The sequence below is a fragment of the Alteromonas infernus genome (genome assembly GCF_902705815.1).
Genome location: NZ_CACSIG010000075.1, coordinates 215527 through 240227 on the forward strand (window position 1 = coordinate 215527; position 24701 = coordinate 240227).

Annotated in this window: 22 protein-coding genes; 14 read left to right on the forward strand and 8 right to left on the reverse strand. The window is 45.6% G+C overall.

The window, feature by feature from the left end; genetic code table 11:
- Positions 1 to 134: 134 nt before the first annotated feature.
- From ACX5J7_RS18005 to ACX5J7_RS18020, 4 genes are all read left to right on the forward strand, one after another.
- Positions 135 to 632 (forward strand): (2Fe-2S)-binding protein, encoded by a 498-nt coding sequence (locus tag ACX5J7_RS18005; protein ID WP_012519249.1) that lies wholly within the window; start codon positions 135 to 137, stop codon positions 630 to 632.
- Positions 632 to 1657 carry an FAD binding domain-containing protein gene (locus tag ACX5J7_RS18010; RefSeq protein WP_015067725.1) on the forward strand — a complete coding sequence of 342 codons (1026 nt, stop codon included), beginning with the start codon at positions 632 to 634 and terminating at the stop codon, positions 1655 to 1657. Before ACX5J7_RS18005 ends, ACX5J7_RS18010 begins: the two co-directional genes overlap by 1 nt.
- A complete protein-coding gene (locus ACX5J7_RS18015; RefSeq protein WP_278383228.1) occupies positions 1644 to 3869 on the forward strand; it encodes a xanthine dehydrogenase family protein molybdopterin-binding subunit in 2226 nt (741 codons plus the stop codon). The genes ACX5J7_RS18010 and ACX5J7_RS18015 overlap by 14 nt, the downstream gene beginning before the upstream one ends.
- Before the next feature lie 154 nt (positions 3870 to 4023).
- The gene (locus ACX5J7_RS18020) at positions 4024 to 4566 is read left to right on the forward strand and encodes a PepSY domain-containing protein (protein ID WP_498707759.1); all 543 of its coding nucleotides are present in this window, start codon (positions 4024 to 4026) and stop codon (positions 4564 to 4566) included.
- Positions 4567 to 4569: 3 nt separating this feature from the next.
- Here the strand turns inward: ACX5J7_RS18020 and ACX5J7_RS18025 are convergent, their stop codons facing one another.
- From ACX5J7_RS18025 to ACX5J7_RS18045, 5 genes are all read right to left on the reverse strand, one after another.
- The gene (locus ACX5J7_RS18025) at positions 4570 to 6309 is read right to left on the reverse strand and encodes a TonB-dependent receptor (RefSeq protein WP_498707760.1); all 1740 of its coding nucleotides are present in this window, start codon (positions 6307 to 6309) and stop codon (positions 4570 to 4572) included.
- 453 nt (positions 6310 to 6762) lie between these two features.
- Positions 6763 to 10017: a WD40/YVTN/BNR-like repeat-containing protein gene (locus tag ACX5J7_RS18030; protein WP_498707761.1), complete on the reverse strand. Its 3255-nt coding sequence runs from the start codon at positions 10015 to 10017 to the stop codon at positions 6763 to 6765.
- 261 nt (positions 10018 to 10278) lie between these two features.
- Entirely contained in the window at positions 10279 to 11166 is an 888-nt protein-coding gene (locus ACX5J7_RS18035; protein WP_020744049.1) for an SDR family NAD(P)-dependent oxidoreductase, read from the reverse strand.
- A gap of 332 nt (positions 11167 to 11498) precedes the next feature.
- Positions 11499 to 12191, reverse strand: coding sequence for an SDR family oxidoreductase (locus ACX5J7_RS18040; RefSeq protein WP_024016717.1), 693 nt, complete (start codon positions 12189 to 12191; stop codon positions 11499 to 11501).
- A 156-nt stretch (positions 12192 to 12347) separates the two neighbouring features.
- Complete coding sequence (locus tag ACX5J7_RS18045; RefSeq protein WP_024016718.1) at positions 12348 to 12899, reverse strand: type 1 glutamine amidotransferase domain-containing protein; 552 nt, start codon at positions 12897 to 12899, stop codon at positions 12348 to 12350.
- 371 nt (positions 12900 to 13270) lie between these two features.
- On the opposite strand from ACX5J7_RS18045, the gene ACX5J7_RS18050 reads away from it, so the two are divergent.
- The 5 genes from ACX5J7_RS18050 to ACX5J7_RS18070 all read left to right on the forward strand — a co-directional run bounded on the left by ACX5J7_RS18050 (position 13271) and on the right by ACX5J7_RS18070 (position 16338).
- A complete protein-coding gene (locus ACX5J7_RS18050; protein WP_462835445.1) occupies positions 13271 to 14224 on the forward strand; it encodes a YihY/virulence factor BrkB family protein in 954 nt (317 codons plus the stop codon).
- A gap of 150 nt (positions 14225 to 14374) precedes the next feature.
- Positions 14375 to 14578: a hypothetical protein gene (locus ACX5J7_RS18055; protein ID WP_012519259.1), complete on the forward strand. Its 204-nt coding sequence runs from the start codon at positions 14375 to 14377 to the stop codon at positions 14576 to 14578.
- A 294-nt stretch (positions 14579 to 14872) separates the two neighbouring features.
- Positions 14873 to 15421, forward strand: a complete 549-nt coding sequence (locus ACX5J7_RS18060; RefSeq protein ID WP_024016721.1) for a YaeQ family protein — start codon at positions 14873 to 14875, stop codon at positions 15419 to 15421.
- Entirely contained in the window at positions 15421 to 15729 is a 309-nt protein-coding gene (locus tag ACX5J7_RS18065; RefSeq protein WP_024016722.1) for a hypothetical protein, read from the forward strand. Before ACX5J7_RS18060 ends, ACX5J7_RS18065 begins: the two co-directional genes overlap by 1 nt.
- A gap of 198 nt (positions 15730 to 15927) precedes the next feature.
- Complete coding sequence (locus ACX5J7_RS18070) at positions 15928 to 16338, forward strand: hypothetical protein (protein WP_024016723.1); 411 nt, start codon at positions 15928 to 15930, stop codon at positions 16336 to 16338.
- Between the two features lie 82 nt (positions 16339 to 16420).
- Here ACX5J7_RS18070 and ACX5J7_RS18075 read toward each other — a convergent pair whose 3' ends face one another.
- Positions 16421 to 16891 (reverse strand): retropepsin-like aspartic protease, encoded by a 471-nt coding sequence (locus ACX5J7_RS18075; RefSeq protein WP_015067737.1) that lies wholly within the window; start codon positions 16889 to 16891, stop codon positions 16421 to 16423.
- Between the two features lie 319 nt (positions 16892 to 17210).
- Here ACX5J7_RS18075 and ACX5J7_RS18080 point away from each other — a divergent pair, with 319 nt between their 5' ends.
- The 3 genes from ACX5J7_RS18080 to ACX5J7_RS18090 all read left to right on the forward strand — a co-directional run bounded on the left by ACX5J7_RS18080 (position 17211) and on the right by ACX5J7_RS18090 (position 19772).
- Positions 17211 to 17579, forward strand: a complete 369-nt coding sequence (locus tag ACX5J7_RS18080; RefSeq protein WP_015067738.1) for a hypothetical protein — start codon at positions 17211 to 17213, stop codon at positions 17577 to 17579.
- A gap of 171 nt (positions 17580 to 17750) precedes the next feature.
- A complete protein-coding gene (locus ACX5J7_RS18085) occupies positions 17751 to 18425 on the forward strand; it encodes a nitroreductase family protein (protein ID WP_024016724.1) in 675 nt (224 codons plus the stop codon).
- A gap of 177 nt (positions 18426 to 18602) precedes the next feature.
- On the forward strand, positions 18603 to 19772 hold the full coding sequence (locus tag ACX5J7_RS18090; protein ID WP_024016725.1) for a sugar efflux transporter: 1170 nt from the start codon (positions 18603 to 18605) through the stop codon (positions 19770 to 19772).
- A 188-nt stretch (positions 19773 to 19960) separates the two neighbouring features.
- Here ACX5J7_RS18090 and ACX5J7_RS18095 read toward each other — a convergent pair whose 3' ends face one another.
- The gene (locus tag ACX5J7_RS18095) at positions 19961 to 21085 is read right to left on the reverse strand and encodes a zinc-binding dehydrogenase (RefSeq protein ID WP_012519267.1); all 1125 of its coding nucleotides are present in this window, start codon (positions 21083 to 21085) and stop codon (positions 19961 to 19963) included.
- A gap of 225 nt (positions 21086 to 21310) precedes the next feature.
- On the opposite strand from ACX5J7_RS18095, the gene ACX5J7_RS18100 reads away from it, so the two are divergent.
- Positions 21311 to 21856, forward strand: coding sequence for a hypothetical protein (locus ACX5J7_RS18100; protein WP_012519268.1), 546 nt, complete (start codon positions 21311 to 21313; stop codon positions 21854 to 21856).
- 146 nt (positions 21857 to 22002) lie between these two features.
- Positions 22003 to 24042 (forward strand): RecQ family ATP-dependent DNA helicase, encoded by a 2040-nt coding sequence (locus ACX5J7_RS18105; RefSeq protein WP_498707764.1) that lies wholly within the window; start codon positions 22003 to 22005, stop codon positions 24040 to 24042.
- 170 nt (positions 24043 to 24212) lie between these two features.
- Here the strand turns inward: ACX5J7_RS18105 and ACX5J7_RS18110 are convergent, their stop codons facing one another.
- Entirely contained in the window at positions 24213 to 24653 is a 441-nt protein-coding gene (locus tag ACX5J7_RS18110; protein ID WP_498707765.1) for an SRPBCC family protein, read from the reverse strand.
- Positions 24654 to 24701: the final 48 nt, after the last annotated feature.

Below are 24701 nucleotides of genomic sequence, written 5' to 3' on the forward strand. Positions count from 1 at the left end.
CAAGCGGGTTTCAGAAGACTTAATTTTCACAGCCTAAACCGAAACCACTTTCCCCCCGTAGTGATGATAAATCTCTTGTTAAGCTCATTTCAAAGGAGTACCGAAATTGAGCACAATGGTAGAAGGACATATCCATGGCTACACTCAGACTTAACGGGAAAGACGTTTCTCTTCCCGAAGACCCCAGAACTACGCTTCTTGATTTTCTTCATCAACACCTATCACTTTTTGGCACCAAGAAAGGCTGCGATCACGGCCAGTGTGGAGCCTGCACAGTTATCGTTGACGGCGAGCGGGTAAACGCCTGCTTAGTCTTCGCTTTCCAGCTTGAAGATTGCGAGGTAACCACCATTGAAGGCATTGCAAATGACGACGCGCTTCATCCTCTTCAACAAGCATTTATTGAACGCGACGCTTTTCAATGCGGCTACTGTACATCTGGGCAGCTTTGTTCGGGCGTATCATTACTTAATGAGCTAAAAAGTGGTGACCCTAGCGCGGTCACCTACAGCAACCGCGCCTCACTCAAAGAAGACATTAGTGAGCGCATGAGCGGTAACTTATGCCGCTGTGGCGCCTACCCAAATATCGTAGATGCAATCACTGATGTGATTGCTTTGGAGCGTCAATAATGCAGCCTTTTGACCTACACCATTATGACCACTCTACGCCACTTAACTCGCTTCCACTTACTGACACGACGCGTTTTTTAGCCGGTGGGACCAATCTCATCGACTTAATGAAGCTTCAGGTTGAGACACCCAACACGCTAATTAGCCTAGCGAAATGGAAAGAAGCAAACGCCATTACGCAAGATGAAGCGCACTATCATATTGGTGCTATGGTAAGTAATTCTGCACTGGCAAAATTTTCCCACGACGAGCCTTCATTGTCTTTGCTAGCCCAAGCGCTTTTAAGTGGCGCAACCGTTCAACTTCGAAACCGTGCCACCACCGCAGGCAACTTGCTGCAACGTACGCGCTGTTATTACTTCTACGACACCACTAAAGCGTGTAACAAAAGAGAGCCGGGGTCTGGGTGCAGCGCACTTAATAGTATGAACCGTATTCACGCTATTTTTGGTACAAGCGAGCACTGCATCGCAACACACCCTTCAGATATGGCGGTTGCGATGATAGCCCTTGATGCCAAAGTGAACGTAAAAAATGCAAATAATGATACCCGTCAAATAGCGTTACGTGAGTTTTACCGAGAGCCTGGCGACACCCCGCAGATAGAAACCGTGTTAGCGAACGATGAGTTAATTACTCATATCTCTATTCCAAAGTCTCGCCACGGCACCCAGTATTATCATAAGGTGCGCGACCGCTCTTCCTATGCATTTGCGCTGGTGTCAGTGGCTGCGGGCTTAACCTTGAAAGAAGGGCGTGTTGACACACTTTCTCTTGCCTTTGGCGGCGTAGGTACTAAGCCATGGTACCCACAAAGCGCCATTCGGGTACTCGAAGGCGCAGAGCTTTCTCAAGAAGTTATTGCGCAAGCCGCAGAAGCAGAGCTGTCTCATGCGAAAGTTTACGGCAGCAATAACTTTAAAACCACGTTACTACGCAATACCTTAGTACGCGTACTGACTTCAATAGCAGCTCATCAGGAGAAACACCCAGAACACGAAGGAGCGTTATATGACCACGCATAATCAATCTGTTATCGGTAAAGCTGTTAATCGCGTAGATGGCCCTTTGAAAGTCACCGGCAGAGCTCGTTATGCGGCTGAGCACATGAGTGAGCGTAATCCGTTGATAGGCTGGCCTGTGTCAAGTGATACCGCGGTAGGGGAAATAACGAATATCGATACCACTGAAGCCGAACGTGCAGACGGTGTGAGTGCGGTAATTACCTATAAAAATGCTGGGCCGCTTAAGCCTTTCAGTAAGCCCGCCGACGAAAGCCGGTTTACGCAAAGTCGAGCGGTGCTACACGAGCCACACATCCGACATTTTGGTGCTCCTGTGGCACTGGTTATTGCCAATACGCTTGAACAAGCGCGCTATGCAGCAAGCTTAGTGAAATTTACCGTTAAAGGGAATGCCCCCGATTTACTGACATCATTTGATGATGCACAACAAAAGCCAGCGTCTCTTGATGGCGGTTTTGAGCCCGATGTTACCAGCGGTGACAAGCCCCACGATGATGATATTCGCAGTGAGATAGAGAGTGTTTACACCACGCCCTCGCAAATCTCCGCAGCCATGGAGCCTCATGCCACGGTCGCCGATTTTAAAGATGGGAAATTAGAAGTTTATTGCAGTGTGCAAATTATCGCGTCAGCCGTAGAAGCGTTAGCCATTACTCTAGAAATGGCGCCGGAGGATATCGTGGTGCAAAGCCCTTATGTGGGGGGCGGCTTTGGCTCAAAACTAGGTTTACATTACGATGCCATACTGGCGTGTATTGGTGCTCGACACGTGAAACAGCCTGTTAAAGTTGCGTTGAGTAGACGCCAGGTATTTTACAATACCCCTCATCGAGGCCATAGCATCCAGCATATTTCGCTGTCTTCAAACGCAAACCGCGAGCTTACCAATATCACTCACAAAAGCGCTATGCCGAAAGCGAAAGGGTATGAATTCGCTGAAGCAACAGGTGCAGGCGCGCGGGTGACTTACAAATCACAATACATCGAAAGCACACATAGAGTGAAGGATGTTGATTTACCGCTTATCGATTCAACCCGCTCTCCTGGCGATGCCATAGGCTCGCTTGCGTTTGAATCCGCTATCGATGAGTTAGCCCATAAAGCAAATATTGACCCCCTCACTCTTCGTATAAAGAACTTACCCGTTGTGCACCCAATGAAAGGCAGCCCCTTTACTACACATAATTTAGGGGAATGCCTACGCCAAGGCGCGGAAAAATTTGGTTGGCAGCATAAACCCTCACCGTCTGAAGGCAAAGTCATTGGGCACGGCGTAGCAAGTGCTATGCGAATGAACGTGCTAGTAGAAAGCTCTGCCGACGTTGAAATTAACGCCGAAGGGCAAGTGATCGTTCGCTCAGACATGACTGACATTGGTACCGGCACCTACACCATTTTGGCTCAAATCGCTGCAGAAATGCTCTCTACACCGGTGGAAAACGTTATTGTAAAGTTAGGAGACAGCCGCTTTCCTGCATCTTGTGGCTCGGGCGGTTCATTTGGCGCGGCCAGCACAGGCTCTGCGGTGAAAAAAGCCTGCGAAGCGCTAACGCAAAAAATTATGGCGACTTTACCGGGCGAATATAAAAACGCGCGGCTGCGCATGGAACAAGGCGAATTTATTGTTACTAATGCGCCAGATAATAGTACAGCTTCTTCAGCTAAATCGGCCTTGCTGTTGGATGTTGTTGATAAAAGCGCCTTCCCTCTCTCTGCAACAGGAAGCGTTTCGCAAGACGACACAAGCGACCAAGAGCAGTACTCATGCGGCGCACATTTCGCAGAGATAGAAGTAGACACACTTACCGGTGAAGTGCGCTTGCTTAGACAGTACGGCATGTTCAGCGCGGGACAAATCTTGAATCTTAAAACCGCGTCTTCTCAAATTAAAGGAGGAATGGTGTGGGGCGCAGGCTATGCACTGACTGAAGGTATTCACCACCACACCGATTCGGCAAGTTTCGTTAATCCAGACTTTGGCGAATACCATATTGCCGTGAACCGCGACATTGCAGAAGTCAACTTAGACTTTCTTGAAGAGCCTGACTATGCCGCGTCCCCCGTTGGGGCTAAAGGTATCGGAGAGCTTGGCATAACCGGTGCAGGCGCCGCCATTGCCAATGCAATCTATGATGCCTGCAAAGTGCGAGTTAGGGACTTCCCTATAACCATGGATAAGGTGATGCTGGGCATCAGCGACCCTCAACAGTAATGATAAATAGAGGCGGCTTTCTAAAGGCCGTCTCTTCGCTCATCATTACCAAACCGACCAATCTCGTAAACGGCGCGTTAGGGTGTTTTTACTGCACCCGCCGAATACCGTATAGTATCGAGTGTTTTTACCTATTCGTTTTAAGTGTTGTTTAATGTCGGTTACCCTTCGTAAATACAGTCGAAGTATTCATTTATGGCTGTCGCTTGTTATTTTTATTCCGGTGATCATCGTTATCGCCAGCGGCCTATTGCTGCAAGTAAAAAAAGAGTTCGACTGGCTCCAACCACCCACACAAAAGGCTCAAAATAGCGCGCCAACCCTAGCATTCGATGACGTATTAGCAACAGTTAAACAAGTCCCCCAAACAAACTTGAAGACATGGGAGGATATTGACCGTTTAGACGTACGCCCCGGCAAAGGCATTATCAAGGTAAGAGGAAAGAACCACTGGGAAGTGCAGTTAAACGCGCAAACGGGGGAAGTGCTTCAAGTGGCCTATCGCCGGACAGATACCATAGAAGCTATTCACGACGGCAGCTGGTTTTTTGAAGAAGGCGCTAAGCTTTGGGTTTTTCTACCCGCGGCCATTTTACTGTTTGTACTCTGGGTAACCGGGTTGGTTATGCTGATAACAACGTTGAAAAGCAAATACCGAAAGCAAAAATATCAGCAAAAAAATCGCCAACGACGTTAGTCGTTAAAGCAAATAGGTTAATGCAAGCTGTATGCTTTTACCTTGGGCAAAAGGGGCTTTATCATCGGTACTGGTATAGTACAGCTGATCGGTTAAATTTTCCCAACTGGCCTGTAACACAATACGCTCGTTCATACGCCAGCTACCGCCCACATTCAACGTAATAACGTCATCAAGGGGTCGCTCTCCCTCTGCGACATCTGATTTACTAGCGCGATAAACCACCGTGGTAAAAAAGCGCGCACTGCCCAATGTCATACCAACATTAAACCGATGATTATCGGCAGGTATATCAGCAATAGCATTACCTAACTCATCGCGCCCATTTACCCATGCGCCACTTAATGTCGCATCAATGTTGTTAACTTTCGACTGCCAACTAAGCTGATAGCTTAGCCCTTTAATGGTGGCACTATCCAAATTCGCATATTGTAAAACGTCGTCAGCTATCGCTTGCCTTTCTATGTAATTATCAATTTGCTGATAAAATACGTCGATAGCGCCCTGCAGCTGTTCGCTGTTGTAAGCAAAAGTAGCTTGTGAGTTTAGGGCGCTCTCGGTTTGCAGCTTTGTACTGCCTATTACTGTGCCACGGGGCGTTTCCCCCGCGAAAAAGCGCTCGGTTAATGACGGGTTTCTAAATGCGCTAGATACATACAAACTTGTTGCCCAACGCTTTGCTAATTGATAGTTTACTCCGATATAACCGCTTAAATTTGTGGCGGTGACGTTTTCATTGGTACCGGTATTATCAGATTGTCGCTGCCAATCCACCCGCGCACCTAGCGCCAATGAGGTGCTATTCCATTGACGTGAGGCATCTACAATACCGGCAGCATTTATTTCATTTGCATTCAGTGTACTTACTTCATAAGCAAGTGCAGGCGCCCTTTCCTCTAAAAGGGCAATAGAATCAGGCCCATGGCCCTGTTCAACCGAGATAGCGGTTAAGCTAAATTCTTTTTCGTCTGCTTCTACGCCTTCGCGCCCTGACACCTGTAACTGCCAGTTAAACCACCAATCTTGCCAATTGCCCTTGGTCTTAATATCAAAGCCATAATCAAGCGCCTTGTTTTCGCTATCGTTAATACGGCTTTGCGGGCGCAACACCGACGTCTCTAAATAAGACTGATGCCACCAAATGCTTCCTGTGTAGTTATCCGCTCCAACCGTCAACTTGCCTAGCCAGTGCGTGTTATCTGGATAAGTAGAAATTCGATTTAAAGGGTAATCGCTGCTCGATTTACCAATATTATTGTTGTCAGAATAGAGGGTCCACGCTTCTTTTATAAACCCGCTTTCAGGGCGATGTCGCAAGAAAAGCCCGGCCTGTTCAAATTGATCAAATAACAGAGCGCCGTTAGCATCTTCTCCCTTATTAGCACTGCGATAGGCTATATTCCAATCTGTATTGCCGACACTGTCTTTGTAGCTAAGGGTTTTCATTTGCTGGTTGCTACTGTACCCCACATTAAGATAAGGGTTCTCGGTGGCATCTAGCTGCAAATTAACCGCGCCTCCTAGTGCACCTGACCCCAAATACGTAGAAGCTGCGCCAGGCAATACAGAAACCGACGTTATAAATTCAGGTGGAACAAAGCCAATGCTAGAACCTGCTCGCCTATCGCTGACAATAGGCACACCATCAAGCAGCGTTTGAATACGCCAACGAGAGTACCCCCTAATACTAATACTTTGTATCTGACCGCCCTGCCCGTTGAGGGATACGGAAGGCGCTTGCAACAAAAGTTCGTTGGTGTGTAGCGGCGTCACCAGGTGACTTTTTATCAAATTGATACTGAGGAAATATACGGGATAGGGATTCATCGTAATAAGGCCGCGTTGCGGTTACGGTGTAACGCTCTAACTGACTGATATCTGCATGTTGCGCGAAGCTTAAAGGCGAAACAAAAGAAAAGAATAAACCCGCACATAGCCCTGAAAACGTCACGGTGTTTTTAGCGTTTTTACCTCGTGTAGAGATAAAGTAGAAACACAGAAAAAGAAAAAAAGGCGAGGAATAAGAAGACAAAAGCACACTCATTAAACTGACAAGTTAGGGATAAAACTAAGACTTAAAATTAAAATGTAAAAGCCAGGGCACGACAATTTCATTACCGCCGCGCCTTTCGCTGGCTTATAAAAAGGTAAGATGACATTGCGCATGAGGTAACCCCATGCGCTTTGCCCGTTTCGCTATTTATTAATAACAGGTAGACCAGAAGTCCACGGACCGCCAGCTTCAACTACGGCTTGTTGGAGTGCAGGCACGGCAGTGCTTTGCAATGTGCCAATACGCGCAACCGCACTGTCTAAGCTATCGTTTGCGTAACCCAGCTGATCTTTATGCTGCGCTGTAGGACCGTAGGAAGAGCCTAGTGCCGAACGAGCATATCGTAAACGGCTCATGATATTAGCGGGCTTTATACCCATTCTATCGCGAGACTTAAGGCCGTAGAATTGTCTGTTTACGGCATGTATCTCTTCTTGAATTGCAGCAAACTGCGCCTCAAGCTTTGCAATATCGCTTGGGGTACGATCAATGGCTGTGCGCAGCAACGCCATTGTATCTTTCAGATGTTTTAGCACTGTTGTGGCTGAAATCGCACGTTTTTGTGCATCACTAACCGCACTTCCATAGACTTCCATTTCTTGTGGTGTTGCACCTTCAAGTGCACCTTCAACAATAGCAGCCAATTCGAATGAAACCGGCTCAGAAAGCGGCGTTACCTCAGTACCCACGCGTTTAAACAAGGTAGCGGTATAGCTGCCTGGCAGTGCCATCAGACCATTATTTTTACTGTCTTTTTCCGTTAACGGGTTAGTAGATGCATACTTCATATCCCACGTTAGGCGATGTAGCCCTTTTTTGGTCTTGCCATCAACGCGTTTAATAATGTCGCCTTCGCTATCACGCACTTCAATATAAACCGCAGGTTCCGCTTCTTGATTTTCCGCTTCAACCGCTTCCCAACTCGGGTATTTAGGGTACTTTTTATCTTCTACTGCTTTTTTATCTGCTTCTTGGCGCTTTTCTTTGGCTGTTAGCAAACTGTCTTTAAGGTAATAGGTGAAGGTTGCACCATGCTCTGGGTTCTTCGCTACAAAGCGATCGTCGCCGTCAGAGTCGGTGTGATTATCATCTAGCTGGAACCATTTTACTGGGCGGCTTGGCCCGAACAAAATCGCGTCTTGCTGCATCGACTTTTCGGTTAATGAACGAAGCGGTGCGTAGTCATCAAGAATGTAGATCCCGCGACCGAAGGTACCAGCAACCAGGTCATTTTCACGACGCTGAATTTTTACGTCTCGTGTTGAAATTGTTGGCATACCGCCATCAAGCTCAACCCATTTCTTGCCGCCATTCACCGAGAAGAACACGCCAAATTCGGTGCCAATAAATAACAGATCTTTGTTTACGTGGTCTTGCACAATGCGCCAAACCAAATGCTTTTCAGGCAAGTCTTCAGCAAGCGATGTCCAACTTTTACCAAGGTTTGTCGACTTAATCAGGTACGGCTTGTAGTCACCATATTTATGATTATCTAATGCGACGTAAACCGTATTAGGGTCGTATAAATCGGCGCGGATATCATTGACGTACGAGTTCGCAGGAATCCCTCGAATATCGTCTAACTCAATCTTTTTCCAAGATTTACCGCCGTTAGTGGTCACTTGAATAATGCCGTCGTCAGTCCCTGCCCACAATATATTTTCATCTACCGGGCTTTCTGCGAAGTTAGCGATGGTATGAAATTCCGTCATTGCGTACAGGTCCCAGCCAGCTTCCACTGACCACGTACGTCCCATTAATGGCGAATGCATGCGATTGCCGTTTTTCGTTAAATCGCCTGATACCGCCGTCCAGCTGTCTCCGCGATCATCGCTTCGCCATACTCGCTGAGACGCAAAGTAAATACGCGCAGGGTCGTGGGCCGAAACATTAATAGGCGCGTCCCAGTTATAACGCTCTGCGGGATCGCCAGGTAGCGGCTGCGGTTTAATGTAAACCCCTTCGCGGGTTTTCATGTCTACACGGGTCAAGTTACCTTGTTGCCACTGCGAGTACACAATATCCGGGTTGCCTGGTTCTGTTGCCGGTCCGTGACCGTCACCACCAAGCGTAAGGAACCAATCTTTGTTCTTAATCCCCTCTTCTCGCATTGTTCGCGAAGGGCCACCTTGGGTAGAGTTATCTTGCGCACCGGCATAAATTTTATAAAAAGGCGTAGAATCATCGGGCGCCACTTTATAGAACTGCGTTAACGGTAAGTTAGCCATAAAGCGCCAGTTCGCCATTCTGTCGTGCGACATATAAATTCCCCCATCAGAACCCATTAACACGAAGTCTGGGTCGGTGGGGTGAAATGCCATGGCATGATCGTCAACGTGCTTGCGCTTGGTGTTAATGGGTGTCCAAGTTTTACCGCCGTCGTCTGACACTTTGCTGTAGTTACTCGCTATATACACCCGATCAAACTGGTGTTGGTCTGCGAAAATCTCTTGGTAGTAGTGCGGACCGGTTCCCCCACCTACTTCATCCGACATCTTGGTCCAGCTGGCACCTTGGTCGGCAGAGCGATAAAAACCTCCACCGCGGTTGTCGGTTTCAATAGTGGCATAGATAACATCGGGGTTCATAGGCGATATTGCCATTCCGATTTTTCCCATATTGCCTTCTGGCAAGCCGGTTTTAAGTTCGGTCCAGGTTTCGCCACCATCGTTTGATGTATGAATACCTGCCCCTTCGTTTGTCCCCACATAAGCACCAATAGAGCGCTGACGCGCCCAGGTTGCTGCGTAAAGCTTATCAGGGTTGCGAGGGTCGATAAGCAGTGAGGTTACGCCTGTCCACTTATCAGCAGGGGTAAGGACCTGCTTCCATGTTTCGCCACCGTCGGTAGTTTTGTATAGGCCGCGCTCGCCACCACCACTCCATAGAGGGCCTTGGGCTGATACCCAAACGATATCGGGATTGGTAGGATGAATAATAATGTCTGAAACGTGCTCGGATTTAGACAGCCCCATATTTTTCCAGGTTTGACCGCCGTCTACTGACTTGTAAACGCCGTCACCGAAGCTGATATGCCGGCCACCGTTATTTTCGCCGGTACCAACCCAAATGATATTTGAATTGCTTGGCGCAATAGTAACGTCACCAATGGAATAGACCGGCTGGTCGTCAAAAATAGGCGTCCAGGTTGTACCTGCGTTAGTCGTTTTCCATACGCCGCCCGAACCAACGGCGGTATACCATGTGGATGGGTTATTCTGATCGATTGCAATATCAGCAATACGCCCCGACATATACGCAGGCCCAATGTTTCTGAGCTCCATTGCTTTAAACGTTGAGCTGCTAAATATTTCGTCTTTGTCGTTTTTATCTGCGTAGGTGGGCGAGCACGACAGTGCTATTGATACAGCAACTGCCGCTTTAAGAAGCTTTTTCATTATTATTATCCAGTGTGTTTAAAGGGCATCACGCCCTTACAAGTTTGTTGTTAACAACTTTATAGCATTACTTATAAACACTGGATAATTCAATGCACTCCACGACCAAACTACGATTATGAAGGTTAAAAAATCTTCCAGATGGTATTAGCGTATTATTGATGCGTAAAATCCAAAGGGCGCAATCAAATCACTGTGCTTGAGCGCGCCGTTTATTCTGGACACTAAAAGAGTTGGCTATTTTTAAATAACCTGGCGGCTTTAAAACGTTACCATGTCGTCATCAATAAGGTGCCCGACAACAGCGCTATTTTCAGCATCGATAAACCCGTTATCAATAGCGTTGAAGCGCTCTGTTGTTACTTTGCGGTAATTTGGGTGCGTAAAAATATAGGTTTGCTTTGATTTAAGGGCTTCGATTACGCGTTCGGCTAGCATAGCTGCCGGGATCCCAGACTCAACCGCCATGGTAGCCGCTTGCGCCCCCGCTTTAAGCTTTTCTTTATCAATGCGATTTTCTTGAGCGACGGCGTACTTTTGTTGACGATTTCGATAAGACTCATGGATTCGCGTTTTCACAAAGGCTGGGCACAGTACAGAGGTGTGAATATTGAAAGGTTTAAGCTCAGCAATCCAGCTTTCTGTCATTGAAACCACAGCGGCTTTAGACGCGCAATACGCCCCTGCGTAGGGCATTCCCATCATTCCAGCCATTGAAGCCACATTTAACACCCAACCGCCTTCACCATGCTCTTTAATGGCTGGAACGCTAGCCTGCGCACCGTAAAGCACCCCCATTACGTTAACATCCATTACCCAGCGCCACGTTTCGTGCTCTGAGTCTTCGACTTTCCCCGGGGTGCCGCCCACACCTGCATTATTGATGACCATGTGAACTTTGCCGAACTTATCTTTCGCATTAGCAACAATGTCTTCCCACTGGGAGTAGTCTGTCACGTCCAACGCGCAGGTAAGAATATTATAGCCTTTTTCACGCAGGGCACTTCCCGACTGCGTTAGCGCAGCGTTGTCGATATCCCCCATCACTATATTCATGCCCTGTTCGGCTAACGCCTCTGCCAAAGCCAAACCGATGCCGCCAGCCGCGCCCGATATAATTGCCGTTTTACCATTGAACTCGTTCGACATGTTATTCTCCTGTTATTGTTGTGCCGCAGTGTTCACCGTTCTGTGTTCTAAAGGCATACCTTGCGCGACACACGACTATTCGTCGCATCCCGCACAGTGAAAAAAGCGGACTATTTGTAATAAACAGATTAGGAGGGTTCAAACGGGGAATATACTTTATTTAGCTAATTTCTATGACTTCACGAAATTGATGGCGGGCATAGTGAGGGGGGCTGCAAGGGGCAAGGGGCAAGGGGCAAGGGGCAAGTGTAAGCCCCTTTAATAATCTAACGTATGTAAAAACTGTCTTTGTTGGTTACAGTAAAAGTTAAAACAACGGGCGAACCGGCATGTTAGTTCGCTGGCATAACATACATTTCTCGTACACACGCCGAGCTATTAGCGTTTAAAGCAAATAGCACAGTATTGGCAATATCTTCAGGCTGCAGCTTGTCTTCCTTAGGCTCGTCGAAGAATGGGGTATTTACCATGCCCGGGCAAATTGTCGTACACCTACCGCCCCACTCCCGCATTTCTTCTGCCAAGTTTTGACCAAATCCGTAAGCGAACCACTTGCTAGCGCCGTAAACCGAGCCTTTAAGCGCGATACGGCCAGCTACTGAACTGGTAATGATGAAATGGCCTTTGCTGTTGCGAAGATAGGGTAAACCTGCCTTGGCGGTGTAGAGTAAGCCATTAACATTCGCGCCTAACATTCCATCCCAATCATCTACCTCGCCTTTTTCAATACCGGCTGCTTTGGCGCCGCGCCCTGCGTTGGCGAAGATACCGTCAACTTGGCCGTAGTGACTGTTTACCTTTTTAAAGGCGTCTTCTAATTCACTAAAAACGCTTACGTCTGTTTTAACGGCATAGGCATTGTCTTTGCCTAACTCGTCCACAAGCGTCGCTAATTTATCTTCACTTCTAGCCATTAGCGCAACCTTGAAACCTTCATCAACGAGCTGTTTTGCCGTTGCCTTGCCTATTCCGCTAGATGCCCCTGTGATCACGATAACTTTCTGACCTGACGTTGAACTCGTCATACCTTCTCCTTTACTCGTAAGTCGTTGCTATTTAGTTGATTGCCCCTTGATGACGTGTAACGTCAAAACAAGAGGCAATAAATTCGTTTATACCTACCTAAGACAGATACGTTTCTACCAGCCCATTAAAATTGAAACGGGCTAGCGTTTACCCTGTTAGGCAACTAACTCGCTAATTTTGGCAACAAATGCGGGGATATCGTTGGGGTTACGGCTTGTCACCAGTTTCTCGTGATTTACCACTTCTTCATCTACCCAGGTCGCCCCGGCATTCTGTAAATCGGCTTTAATACTTGGAAACGATGTAAGCGTGGCGCCGTCGGCTAGTCCCGACTCAACCAATAGCCATGGGCCGTGACAAATTGCGCCAATAGCTTTAATACTGTCGGTGCCATTGGCTTTGCTGATAAAGGCTACCGCATCGTCGTTAGTTCGAAGCACATCAGGGTTAATCTGCCCGCCTGGTAGTACAAGGGCATCGTAGTCTTCAAGGTTAGCTGACGATACTTGTAAATCGACATCTACCTCTTTACCCCAATTGTCTTCATCCCAGGCTTTAATCGTCGTTTGGTCCTCAATGGAAAGAATGTCTACCTTAGCGCCTTGCTCGGTGAACAAGGTTTTAGGTTCAACAAGCTCACTTTGCTCAAAACCGTTTGTTGCTAAAATGGCTATCTTCTTACCCTGTAGATTTTGCGTATTGCTCATCTATATCACTCCTTTTTTAAAGCATTGAATTACACAGGTAAACCACGCTATTTAACCAAAGGCTTTATAGTGGTATACCACTTTGTACCTCGTCGTTTCTACGTGTTAACTAATCCTACGTAGCTACTAATCCTGCGTCACAACTAAGTTGCAAAACTAAGTTGCAAATTACAAACCAGCGCGCAATAAACAACATAACCCCATGATTAAATTAATTATTTCAAGAATCCGCGTTATCATCTAACCCTATTAAGCACTCACATTTGCAGATAAACATGAATGATTTACAGGGCGAAGTAAGCCGACTACTACGATTTTATGTATGAAGAACTACAAAGGCTACGAAGCGTAAAAGAACGATTAGAGGATTTATGAGCAAGGAAAGATTTAACCACGCAAAATCAGCATTTGAGATTTCGCTGAAAAGTTGGTGGAGCATTTTAAAGCGCATTTTTAGTAGCGTTCAAAAGGACAACATTCCCCTTATTGCTGCTGGTGTCGCGTTTTATTGCCTATTAGCTATCTTTCCCTTGTTAGGTGCCACGATAGCCCTTTATGGGCTGATGGTATCGCCACAAGAATTGCAAAGTCATATGACGTTCCTTGTAAATGTAGTGCCCACTGACAGCCGATATATTATTGAAGAGCAATTGACCAACTTGATCGAGAAGTCTAACTCCACCTTGGGCTGGGGCTTTTTATTCACCCTTGTGCTATCTCTATGGAGTAGCAGTAAAGGGGCCAATGCGCTTATTAAAGCGTGTAACATTACCTATAGTGAATCGGAAGGCAGGGGCTTTTTTAAAGACATACTGGCTCGCGTTACCTGCACTGTTTTCATGATTTTGACCGTTATCGTCGCCCTAGCTTGCATTACAATTTTACCCGAGTCTATTCAGTGGCTGTCGGGAAATACCGTTAGCGCGAAAGAGGCTATGTGGGTTACTTGGCCTGTTATGCTAGGCTTATTTAACATAGCCTTGTCGGCACTTTATCGATATGCGCCACATCGCCGCGAAGCGCAATGGCGATGGGTAACGCCCGGTTCCATTTTTGCCACTGTACTATGGGTGGTCGCATCCTATGGTTTTTCGATATACCTAAACGAGTTTGGAAGCTATAACAAAACCTATGGTTCTGTAGGTGGAATTATTATTTTGCTAATGTGGCTTTACCTCAGTGCCTACATTATTCTTATTGGTGCCGAGGTTAACTCGGCAATAGAGCTTCAAACTACGGCAGACAGTACTAAAGGTGAAGACAAACCTATGGGTGAAAGAAATGCCTTCGTAGCCGACCATACCCCCGATGACGTAAAACATTGACGCTATCAACTCATAGGTTTTAAAGGCTTAGAACGAGTGTGCTATTTGTAACTAGTATAAAACTATACCTATATTCAGTTACCCATCATTCTTGATTTGTATACCTTTATATTACCCAATGTCGGGTAACCCAATAAAAGGAATTATACAATGCAAAATGCATTTATACAGATAGCGAAGTATCTTGCTTATATGCTTACTATTATCGTAGCCATTGTATGTATTCAAAATACGCTTTCGTCTGTTTTCAAACTAGATGGATACACTGAAATTGTGTTGACGGCATCGGTGGTTTTCTTAGTGACATTTATTTGCACCTGCTGTGCGAAAAAGCTTAATGTCTTTCCCAGTTAAAAGCCCCTTGTATTTTTCTGTTCCAACAAAAAAGGGCTTTGAGTTTTTATCACCGTTATTTAGCATTGTGAAAGTTTGTAAAGGCGACGAACAAGTTAAACCGAAGCACAGGGAAAAGCACATAAAATAGAAGATTGCCGTATGCGCAATCAACATACCTGTCAAAAAGCACCGCACTCACCTACAGCGAAAATCGTTTTTTACTGGTACTATACCGCAAAGTATTGCTATGCCACTGTTGCCATAGCAACTCAAGGCTAACAACAGGCCTTATCAAAACGAAGCAGGAACATCATGGCTCTCAAAGCAACCATTTTCAAAGCAGACATATCGATAACCGATATGGACCGCAACTATTACAGCGACCACAACCTGACGATTGCGCGCCACCCGTCTGAAAACGATGCGCGCATGATGCTGCGCATTATTGCTTTTATTGTAAACGCCCATGAGCGTTTGCAGTTTACTAAAGGTTTATCTGACGATGATGTGCCTGACCTTTGGCAGAAAAACTTTAGCGACGAAATAGAGCTGTGGATAGAACTAGGTCAACCTTCTGAACAACGCATTAAAAAAGGCTGTAACCAAAGTCAGCAAATGATGATTTATTCATACGCGGACAACAGCTTTGAAGCTTGGTGGAGTAAAGAGCAAAACAAATTACAAACAAGAAAAAACTTGTCGGTGTTTACTTTACCTGAATCGTTATCCATTACTCTGGCTAACGCTGTACAGCGCTCGATGCAAATTCAGGTTACCATTCAAGACGGACAAATGTGGCTTACCATAGAAGGGGCAGATATTACTGAAAGTGTTGAAGTTGCCATTGAGAAAAGGATGTAATGAAAAAGCTCTCTGCCGTACAACTTAAACAGCAAGCACTGGTGTTTGATATTGCTAACCGTCTAGAAGCACAAGCAAGAGATGAGCTTAAAGGTATGCAGCAGTGCTGGTTTGACGTTCAATACCATCAGTTTCCTGGGTCTTTATTGTTGCGCTTCCAGTTTAAAAACGAAGAAGCGTTAGCATTAGCAGAGCCCGAGCTAAAAAAATGGCAGCAACAGCTAAGCGCAGCGTTACTTAAAAAAGGCGTAGTGTTAAAAGACAGGCGAAGGCATTTAATCTTTACAATTGAAGGACCTAAAGATTAGCCACCCTCACCCCTTTTTTTGCACACAAAGTCTAGTTACATTTTGTATAGTAATTAGGCTAGACTGGAAACGTCGAATATTTGGCTAGTCTAATATTAATAACAACGGCAAGCAGTGCGCACTATTGCGCCGAATATTTGAATTACCCATGTTGATCGGCTTTAAACAAGCCACTATCCCAGCAAAAGGAGCTTCACAATGAAAACACAAGCAATGGCGTTAGCACTACTACTGTCTTTAATGGGCTGTACTGAATCTAGCGAAGAAACGAAAAGCGAAGTAAGTAAAGAGATGGAAAAGGCAGGCGAAGCGACATCTGACGCTTATGAAGACACAAAAGAAAGCGCTGCCGATTCTTGGGATGAAACCAAAGACGCAACCTCTGACGCTTATGAAGATGGCAAAGAGATGGCTTCTGACGCCTACGAAGATGGCAAAGAAATGGCATCTGACGCCTACGAAGATGGTAAAGAAATGGCATCTGACGCCTATGACGCGAGTGCCGAAAAGGCGGGCGAATTTAAAGACGCCGCAGCGAAAAAAGCCTATGAAGCATGCGTAAAAATGAAAGAACAAATGGGCGGCGATGTGAGCGAGTGTGAAAATTAATAACGTCTGTTATTGCTCATAAAGCGTCAAAGCGAACCTTAGGGTTCGCTTTTTTGTAGCTTGGTTAAAAAGTTGCTATAACCTACTCACACCCAGCCAATATCACCGAACTAGAGGTGATGGTTAACGGTGCAACGCGTAATAGCGTATTAATACCTAAAATATTATTGCCTTTAGGAAGCACAGCGACTTCCACTGGGCCGACTTCACAAGTATTGCCTATACGAACAGAGTTCAGTTGGTATTGTGATACCTTTAAGATTTTTCCATTTGCCATTCTTGCCGCCGAAGTTCGGGTAGCGAGTAACGTATGATTTCGGGTAAGTGCGTCGAACGTGGCTTGATTGAGCGTTAATAAACTCGAACCGGTATCAAGTAGAAAGGAAGCGTTAACTTGCGACTCAAGGGTTGCTTCTAAATACAAGGTGCCGCCTTTGCTTTGAGATAGCGGGATGTTTTGCTCGATTGCTGATGCCGGTGCAGCGAGCCCTAAAAGGCAAGATAGCGATGTTAAAAGTGACGCCTTCGCCGCTTTTTTTACTATTCTTTTCATCTTACATGCACCACGCATTAGCTTTTACTGATTGAAATAGAACAGCAAGATGAAGACCAATCGCTAATTGCTTGATTTATTTAGCGCTCTGTACACGTCACAAGTCAAAAGCACTTAAATAGTGCAAAACCTAAGCCCGCTTCGCACCAAAGGTGATCGCAGCGAGACTATTTGACGCACTTACTCTTAACACGCCTGATTACACATTTCCTATATCACCCGTTACCTGATAGCAAATAACTATCGCCAATCTCTATTGTTTGAAACGATTTCGTTCATATAATAGACAAAAGTAGTAATATCAATATGAGGACACGATATGAAATTACGCTATTTAGTGAGTTCTTTATTTACCGCGGTTACACTTAGCTTTACTGCCAACGCGGCACAGGCTATGCCAGCTTCGACCGGCGATACTATCGAAGTGCAAGTCGTGGATTATTCAGGAAAACCGCCTTTTAAACGCAAAGTTGTCAGCATGAGTGTTAACGATGTCGCGCAGCTTGAATCGGTGGGTGAAGAAGCCATTGAGTATGTTGAGGTTAAGGAAGTCATTATGCGCGGTAAACCACCTTATCGCAGAGTAACGACTATGATGCCTGTCTATGACATTGCTCAACTTGAAGTACTAGAAGAACAAAACGAAAAACAAAAGCGTGGTACTCGCCCCCCATTTAAACGCAACTAATAGGCGTTACCTGTATCGATAAACTGCACCAAAGCGATCCATTTTGCCTGAATGGGTCGCTTTTTAGTTTACGCGATATAGTCCAAACTCCTTCGTTTTGCACGCTTTTATTTTGAATACAGCCCTACAAACGATAAAGTGACCTAAAACGGCAGAAAAAAGAGAAAATAGATGCAGCCTCACGACCACTCACCGCTTAACGACTTTATCGAATACTCTGAACAAAGCATGCTTGCTCGAAGCGCTGAGTTTTTAAACGCTATGCAGCGCCGACATAGCATTCGTCTTTTCAGTGACAGACCGGTTGATAAAGCCATTATCGAAAACTGTATTTTAACGGCGGGCACTGCGCCTAGTGGTGCCAACCACCAGCCTTGGCATTTTTCTGCCATCCATTCAGCTCCTGTAAAAAAACAAATACGTGAACAAGCTGAAGCTCATGAACGGGGGTTTTATGATGGGCGCGCTGGGCAGCAGTGGTTAGACGATCTCAAACCTTTGGGCACCGATGCCAGCAAACCTTATCTGGAAACTGCGCCTTGGCTAATTGCTGTTTTCAGCCAGAAATTCGGGGAAACAGAAGCAGGAGATAGAAGTCAAAACTACTATGTCCATGAATCAGTCGGTATTGCAGTGGGCATGCTTATCACCTCGTTGCACAACGCAGGTCTAGCCACCCTGACGCATACGCCAAAGCCAATGAACTTTTTAACCGAAGTGTGCCAGCGCCCTGACAATGAGCGAGCCTATATGCTAATTGTTGCCGGTTACCCCGCTCACGATGCCACCGTTCCTATTCATGCGAAGCAAAAGAAATCACTCAACGAAATAGCTAGTTTTCTTTGATTTTTATAAACGCTTATAGGCGTAGCTTTTTGTTCGTCCTAGCATCGCAGACTTTACGGGCATGATTAATACAACACCACAACATTTGTTAAATAAGCAAGGTTAGTTCGCTATCATCATAGACATGAAATACGCAGCACTTATAATGCGCCCTCGTTTTTAGGAGCTCGTATTTTCATGTCATCCCGCCACGCCTTTTCGCCACAGCTACCTTTCTTGTTGCTGAGTTTACTTACTGGCTTAACATCATCGTTCGTCACGCCGCTCATGAGCTACTTTTTAATTGACGAGATTAACGTTGAACCCATTTACATCAGTGTATACATGGTGTCGGTTACGCTTTCAGGGCTGGTGATAAGCCAATATTTGGGACACTTGGCCGACAAAGGTTTTAACGCTAATCGCCTCTACGGACTCACCATGATTTGCGTTGGCATAGCCATGGTAGCGTTTATCTTTAGCAACCAGTTTTGGCACGTATTTCTTGCCGGCGTGTTGTTTATGTCTGTGGGCGCGGGGGCGGTTTCGCAAATGCTAACGGTTTCAGGGCTATGGGCCAAAAACCAAGATATAGATTTAGCAGCATTTAACTCAAAAGTACGCGCGGCCATATCCTTAGCTTGGGTAGTAGGCCCGCCAATGGCGTTTACATTAGTGGCTAGTTTTGGCTTTGCCGCCTCATTCTCTGTGGCTATTGCTTGCGTAGTCACCGCTACGCTTTTCGTGGTTAAGGTGGTACCGCCTCAACAAGCCTGCCAACATTCGCAAAACACCACATTAAAGGGGTCGCTTGCACTGCCGTTTTGGCTTGTAGGGCTGGCAGTGCTTGCTGGAATGGCCGGTAATGTTATGTATTTATCCTCAATGCCATTATACGTAATGCAAGAGCTAGGTTTGCCTGAAAATTTACCCGGCCTTATGATGGGCGTGGTCGCAGCGCTTGAAATTCCTACTATGCTAATTGCCGCTAAGCTCGCACGACGCTTTCCACCTGCTGGTGTTATGGCTGTTGCCTTTCTATTTGGCTGCTGCTTTTATATTGGCGTGTATTTCTCTCAATCAAGCTGGGAATTATTATCGCTTCAAATATTAAATGCACTTTTTTACGGTTTATACGCTGGCATAGGCTTAACGCTTCTGCAGCAACAGGCACCTAATTTAACGGGCTTCACCTCAGCTTTTTATTCGAACGCCACCCGCGTGGGTATGATGCTTGGCACTATTGGCGCAGGCACAGTGGCGCAATTTTATAGCTTTAGAGCTGCCACAATAGGCTCGCTATGTATTGCCATATTTGGTTTGAGTGTATTGTTAGTGTTTATGTTTTTAAAGCGAAGGGCGAGCTGAAGCGTAGCGTAGCCTCGCCTCATTGATTGGGTTACACGCAAAACCCAATCAAAATGCGATACTGCTTAATACAAAAAGGGCCCGGTGGCCTTTAATGTACCTTTAAACCGCAGTTTGTACATCAAAGATCAACGAGCCCTTCTTCTTTAATTCTTTTAATTGAAGTATGAAGCTTCAAAGTTGAGTCGTTAGTCGCCTTTATTGGGCACAATCAGATATTTAGTACCCGTCTTTTTCGCATTGTATAGCGCTACGTTTTCAGGCTGTAGCGCTTCTTCAAGGCTTAACTCTTTGCTGTAGGATGACGCAAAGGTAGTGTTAATCTCCGTAGCCACTTTTTGATAAAGCTCGCCCACGCGTTTCTTATCAAGCTTGCCTAAGAAGCGCATTAACAACCAACCGCCAATACCCCACGTCATGCCGTAAGCGCGGTTTAAAATAGTCGGTGAGAAATCTAAACCACCATAGATATACACTTGTTTATTGCTGTCAGAACCATAGGTGTTGAAGCCTGTTGCATCTTTACTACCCGACGCTTCCATCATGGTAAGGATATCGCTAACTAGCTCACCGCCACCAATGGCGTCGAACGCAAGTGTAGCGCCAGTGCTGTCTATGGCCTGGTAAAGTTCAGCTTTGAAATTATCGCTACTGGAATTAAGCACAATTTTCGCACCAATACCTTTAAGTAGGTCTACCTGCTCTTGACTACGAACGATATTTACTAGTTCTACGCCTTGCTCTAAACAAATTTTATTTAGCATTTGCCCAAGGTTAGACGCAGCTGCAGTGTGAACCAAGGCTTTATGCCCTTCCATACGCATGGTTTCAACCATACCCAATGCTGTTAGCGGGTTAACAAACGAAGACGCCGCCTGCTGAGGTGTAGTGCTATCCATATGAGGTAAACACGCCTGCACGGGCACGCACGCGAACTCTGTATAAGCTGCGCCGGTAAGAATAGACACGGTTTTTCCCATTAAAGCTTGCGCTTCAGGGCTGTCGCCTGCGGCAACCACGGTACCGGCGCCTTCATTCCCAATAGGTAAAGTTTGGTCAAGACGAGACTTAATACGGCTCAACAAAGGCTTGTGTACCGGTGCAACCAATGCATTTTTATCAGCATCGAAAGTGGCTTTATCAAGGCTTGCTGGACCAAACATAGGCCACATATCTGACGGGTTTATTGGAGAGGCTTCCATGCGCACAATCACCTCATGGGCCTTCGGCTCTGGAACATCTACCTCTTTTAGCGATACCTGAAGCTCACCTTCTGATGTAATTAGCGTAAATAGTTGTTTAGATTTATTCATATCGACTCTTGTGCCCTAAAAATTAAACGCTCTACGTACTGTTAAGCTAACACGCCCCCCACTATCAGCAGTATTTATATTTCGAATACATATGCGTTTCGATGATTTATACACCCGATTATTTAGATGAGTTACACTACAAAGCGTGTATCGACTTGTAATAGCGAATAAAAAATGAAAAGACATGGTATCTACCTCTTTCTAGGACTCATCGGAATAAGCAATATGGCGTTTGGTAAAGCTGCACCTTTGGTCTCAATTCCTACCCACGACGCGTTTTTTAATTCTATAAAAGCGTACTGCGGTAAAGCGTTTCAAGGGAAGGTGAGTAAAGATAATGTAGGTAATACCTTCGGTGATGCAGAACTTGTTATGCACATACGAAAGTGCACAGACTCAGAAATTCAGATACCTTTTCACGTGGGTGACGACGCATCCCGCACTTGGATATTAACAAAGACTGGCGCTGGTCTTATGTTAAAACACGACCACAGAAATAAAGACGGCAGTTTTCACTCCTCTACCATGTACGGCGGGCATACTGTAGATGAAGGATATGCCCAAGTTCAGTCATTCCCCGCGGACGCCTACTCGAAAGCATTATTTATAGAATCTGGGATTGCAGCATCCACCGATAACGTGTGGCAAATGATGATTTACCCCAACCGCTTTAGCTATCGATTGATTCGCCCTGCGCGCGAAGTACAAGTTGATTTCGATCTAGATAACACATTCCCAGTTCCCAGTACGCCCTGGGGCTACAAAGATTAATTGAGGCTGAAACTGGACACAGGTATCGTTGCGTTTATTACCACAACACCATATAACAAGTTTTAAATTGCCTAATATATCTTGTCCCAACATACGACTAGATAGAAATAGTTAGACTTAAATCATCACCTACTTGGATAAAAAGAATGTCTTCTGCCCCCAATATTTTACAACAGCTTTTTGGTTTCTCAGCGTTTCGCGAGGGGCAAAAAGAGGCGGTGGATTCTCTACTTAGTGGGCATTCAACGTTAGCGATCTTTCCGACTGGTTCGGGCAAATCTTTGTGTTACCAGTTCGTTGCTACGCAGCTGCCACATTTAACTCTGGTGGTTTCTCCATTACTGGCGCTGATGAAAGATCAGCTAGAATTTTTGCATAGCAAAGGCATTGCGGCGGCTAGCATCGATTCCACCTTAACACCTGAGCAAAACAAGCAGGTGATGAACGACGTGCGTTCAGGGCAGTGTAAAATTTTAATGGTGTCAGTGGAGCGTTTTAAAAACGAACGGTTCCGACAATTCATCGAGTCCGTTCAAGTAAGTATGTTGGTGGTCGATGAAGCGCACTGTATTTCTGAGTGGGGCCATAACTTTCGCCCCGACTACTTAAAACTTCCTGCTTACCAAAAAGAGTTGAATATTCCTTTGGTACTGCTGCTAACGGCTACCGCCACTAAAAACGTAAAAGAAGATATGGCGGCACGCTTTGCTATTGCGCCAACTAGCATTATTCAAACGGGATTTTATCGACCCAACTTGAATTTATTTGTTCGCCCCGTACTTGAACCTAACAAAAATCAAGCGCTGATAGACGAAATTCAAAAACAACAAGGTGCTGGGATTGTTTACGTTACATTACAAAATAGCGCAGAGGATGTAGCGCGCTTTTTGCAGCAGCAAGGGTTTGCTGCGAAGGCCTACCATGCAGGCCTTAACAGTGAGGTAAGACAAAGTATCCAACAAGATTTCATGAGCAACAAGATTCAAGTCGTTGTAGCTACTATTGCCTTTGGCATGGGTATAGATAAATCTGATATCCGCTTTGTTATTCATTACGATCTACCTAAATCTATTGAAAACTACAGCCAAGAAATCGGCAGAGGTGGGCGCGATGGCGAAGCGGCAAATTGCACCGTATTAGCGAACCTCGACGGATTAGTCACCATAGAAAACTTCGTTTACGGCGACACACCCGATAAAAGCGCAATAGAACGGGTTATCGACGACATCAAGCTGCAAGCCCCAGCTGAACAAAATAGAGCCAAGCAAGTTACACCAAAGCAAGATAGAGCACAGCAATATACAACTAATCAAAATGACTCGCTCATCAATGCAGAAAACAAGGTTTACCAATGGGAAACCCAAATAAATAGCTTATCGAGCGCCAGTAATATTCGCCAGCTTCCTCTTAAAACCTTACTTGTTCAGCTTGAACTCGCCAATGTTATTCGCCCGCTATTTGCCTATTTTGCAGAATACAAATTCCGCTTTCTTTCAGACAAAGCCACCATACTCGGCTTGTTTTCAGAAGAGCGAGCGCGCTTTTTAGATGCGGTATTCACTCATTCAAACATGAAGAAAGTATGGGGTGTTGTCGATTTCGACAGTATTTATCAGCACTATGGCGCAGAACGCTCTAGAGTAGTGGCAGCCTTAGAATACTTGCACGAGCACAATCATATAGAGCTTGCATCACGTTTAATTACCGATGTATACCGTGTTAACAACGAATTACTGCAAGACGGCGATTTGGCAAACAAGCTAGCGCACTATTTTTCTGAAAACGAGCGTAAAGAAGTCGAGCGCATCGCCGCACTTGTCAGCTTTTTCGAACAAGACACTTGCTTAAGCCACAACTTGTCAGCGTATTTTGATGATACTCAAGCACCGAAAGCGTGTGGGCATTGCAGTGTGTGCCAAGGTAAAGTGGCCAAGCTTAACTATTCATCACCAATCCCAATACCGGATAGAGAGCAGATATCTGAAGCTATGACAGCGCTAGAAGCGCATTTAAGCGGTAAGTTTGAAGGCCCAATCACCCCTTCTATTTATTGTCGCTTCCTAACTGGCATGACTATGCCTTTGTTTAGTCGCTTAAAAATAAGACAAGTTAAAGGGTTTGGTAGCTTGGAACACTGCCGATATGCAGATGTTTTACAAGAAGTGAACGCAGTTTTATGCCAATGACTGGCAGGACTGACTGTTGACTGGTCGATAACGAGCCAGTATTGAATTGAGCTAGCGCCTTTTTGTTAAAAGAGGTCAGATTGCGCTAGCTATCTGGCTTACTGTCTGCCGGTTGTATGAACTATGTTTATCGCCCGTTTAGCAAACTGTTTCATAAGCCTAACGCCTGATCACGCCAAATTGTCAATTTGCTTTAAGATACTGCCAAAAGCACGGCTTCCTACGCTCTGAATCTGCTTATCGAAGTAAAGGCTTCCCAAAAGAAAAATGGTAATGTGCCCTTGCGAGCGCCAGGTAACGTGTGTTTTCCCATCTTTGTCTTTAAGCGTAATCTCACCTAATTGATGGTTGTATGGTAATGGCTTGGACTTCACGACTTTATAGCCTAGTTTATAAGGCGGCTCGTAAGCAACGATTTCTTCGTGAAGGTTCGAGCCCCCTGAAATAATCTCACGTACCGCCCCCAGTCCATTGGTTTCATGTTTACCTTTAATCAGTAAATTTGACTGCTCAATAGCTTTGAACTGTGCATAGTTAGCATGATCACTCAAAATGGCAAAAACCTCTTCGATAGGTTTGTTTATGGTTCGTTCTACATGAATTGAAAACACACGCTATGAGGTGGTTTAATTGAGTTGACCAGTCCAGTTAAGGATATA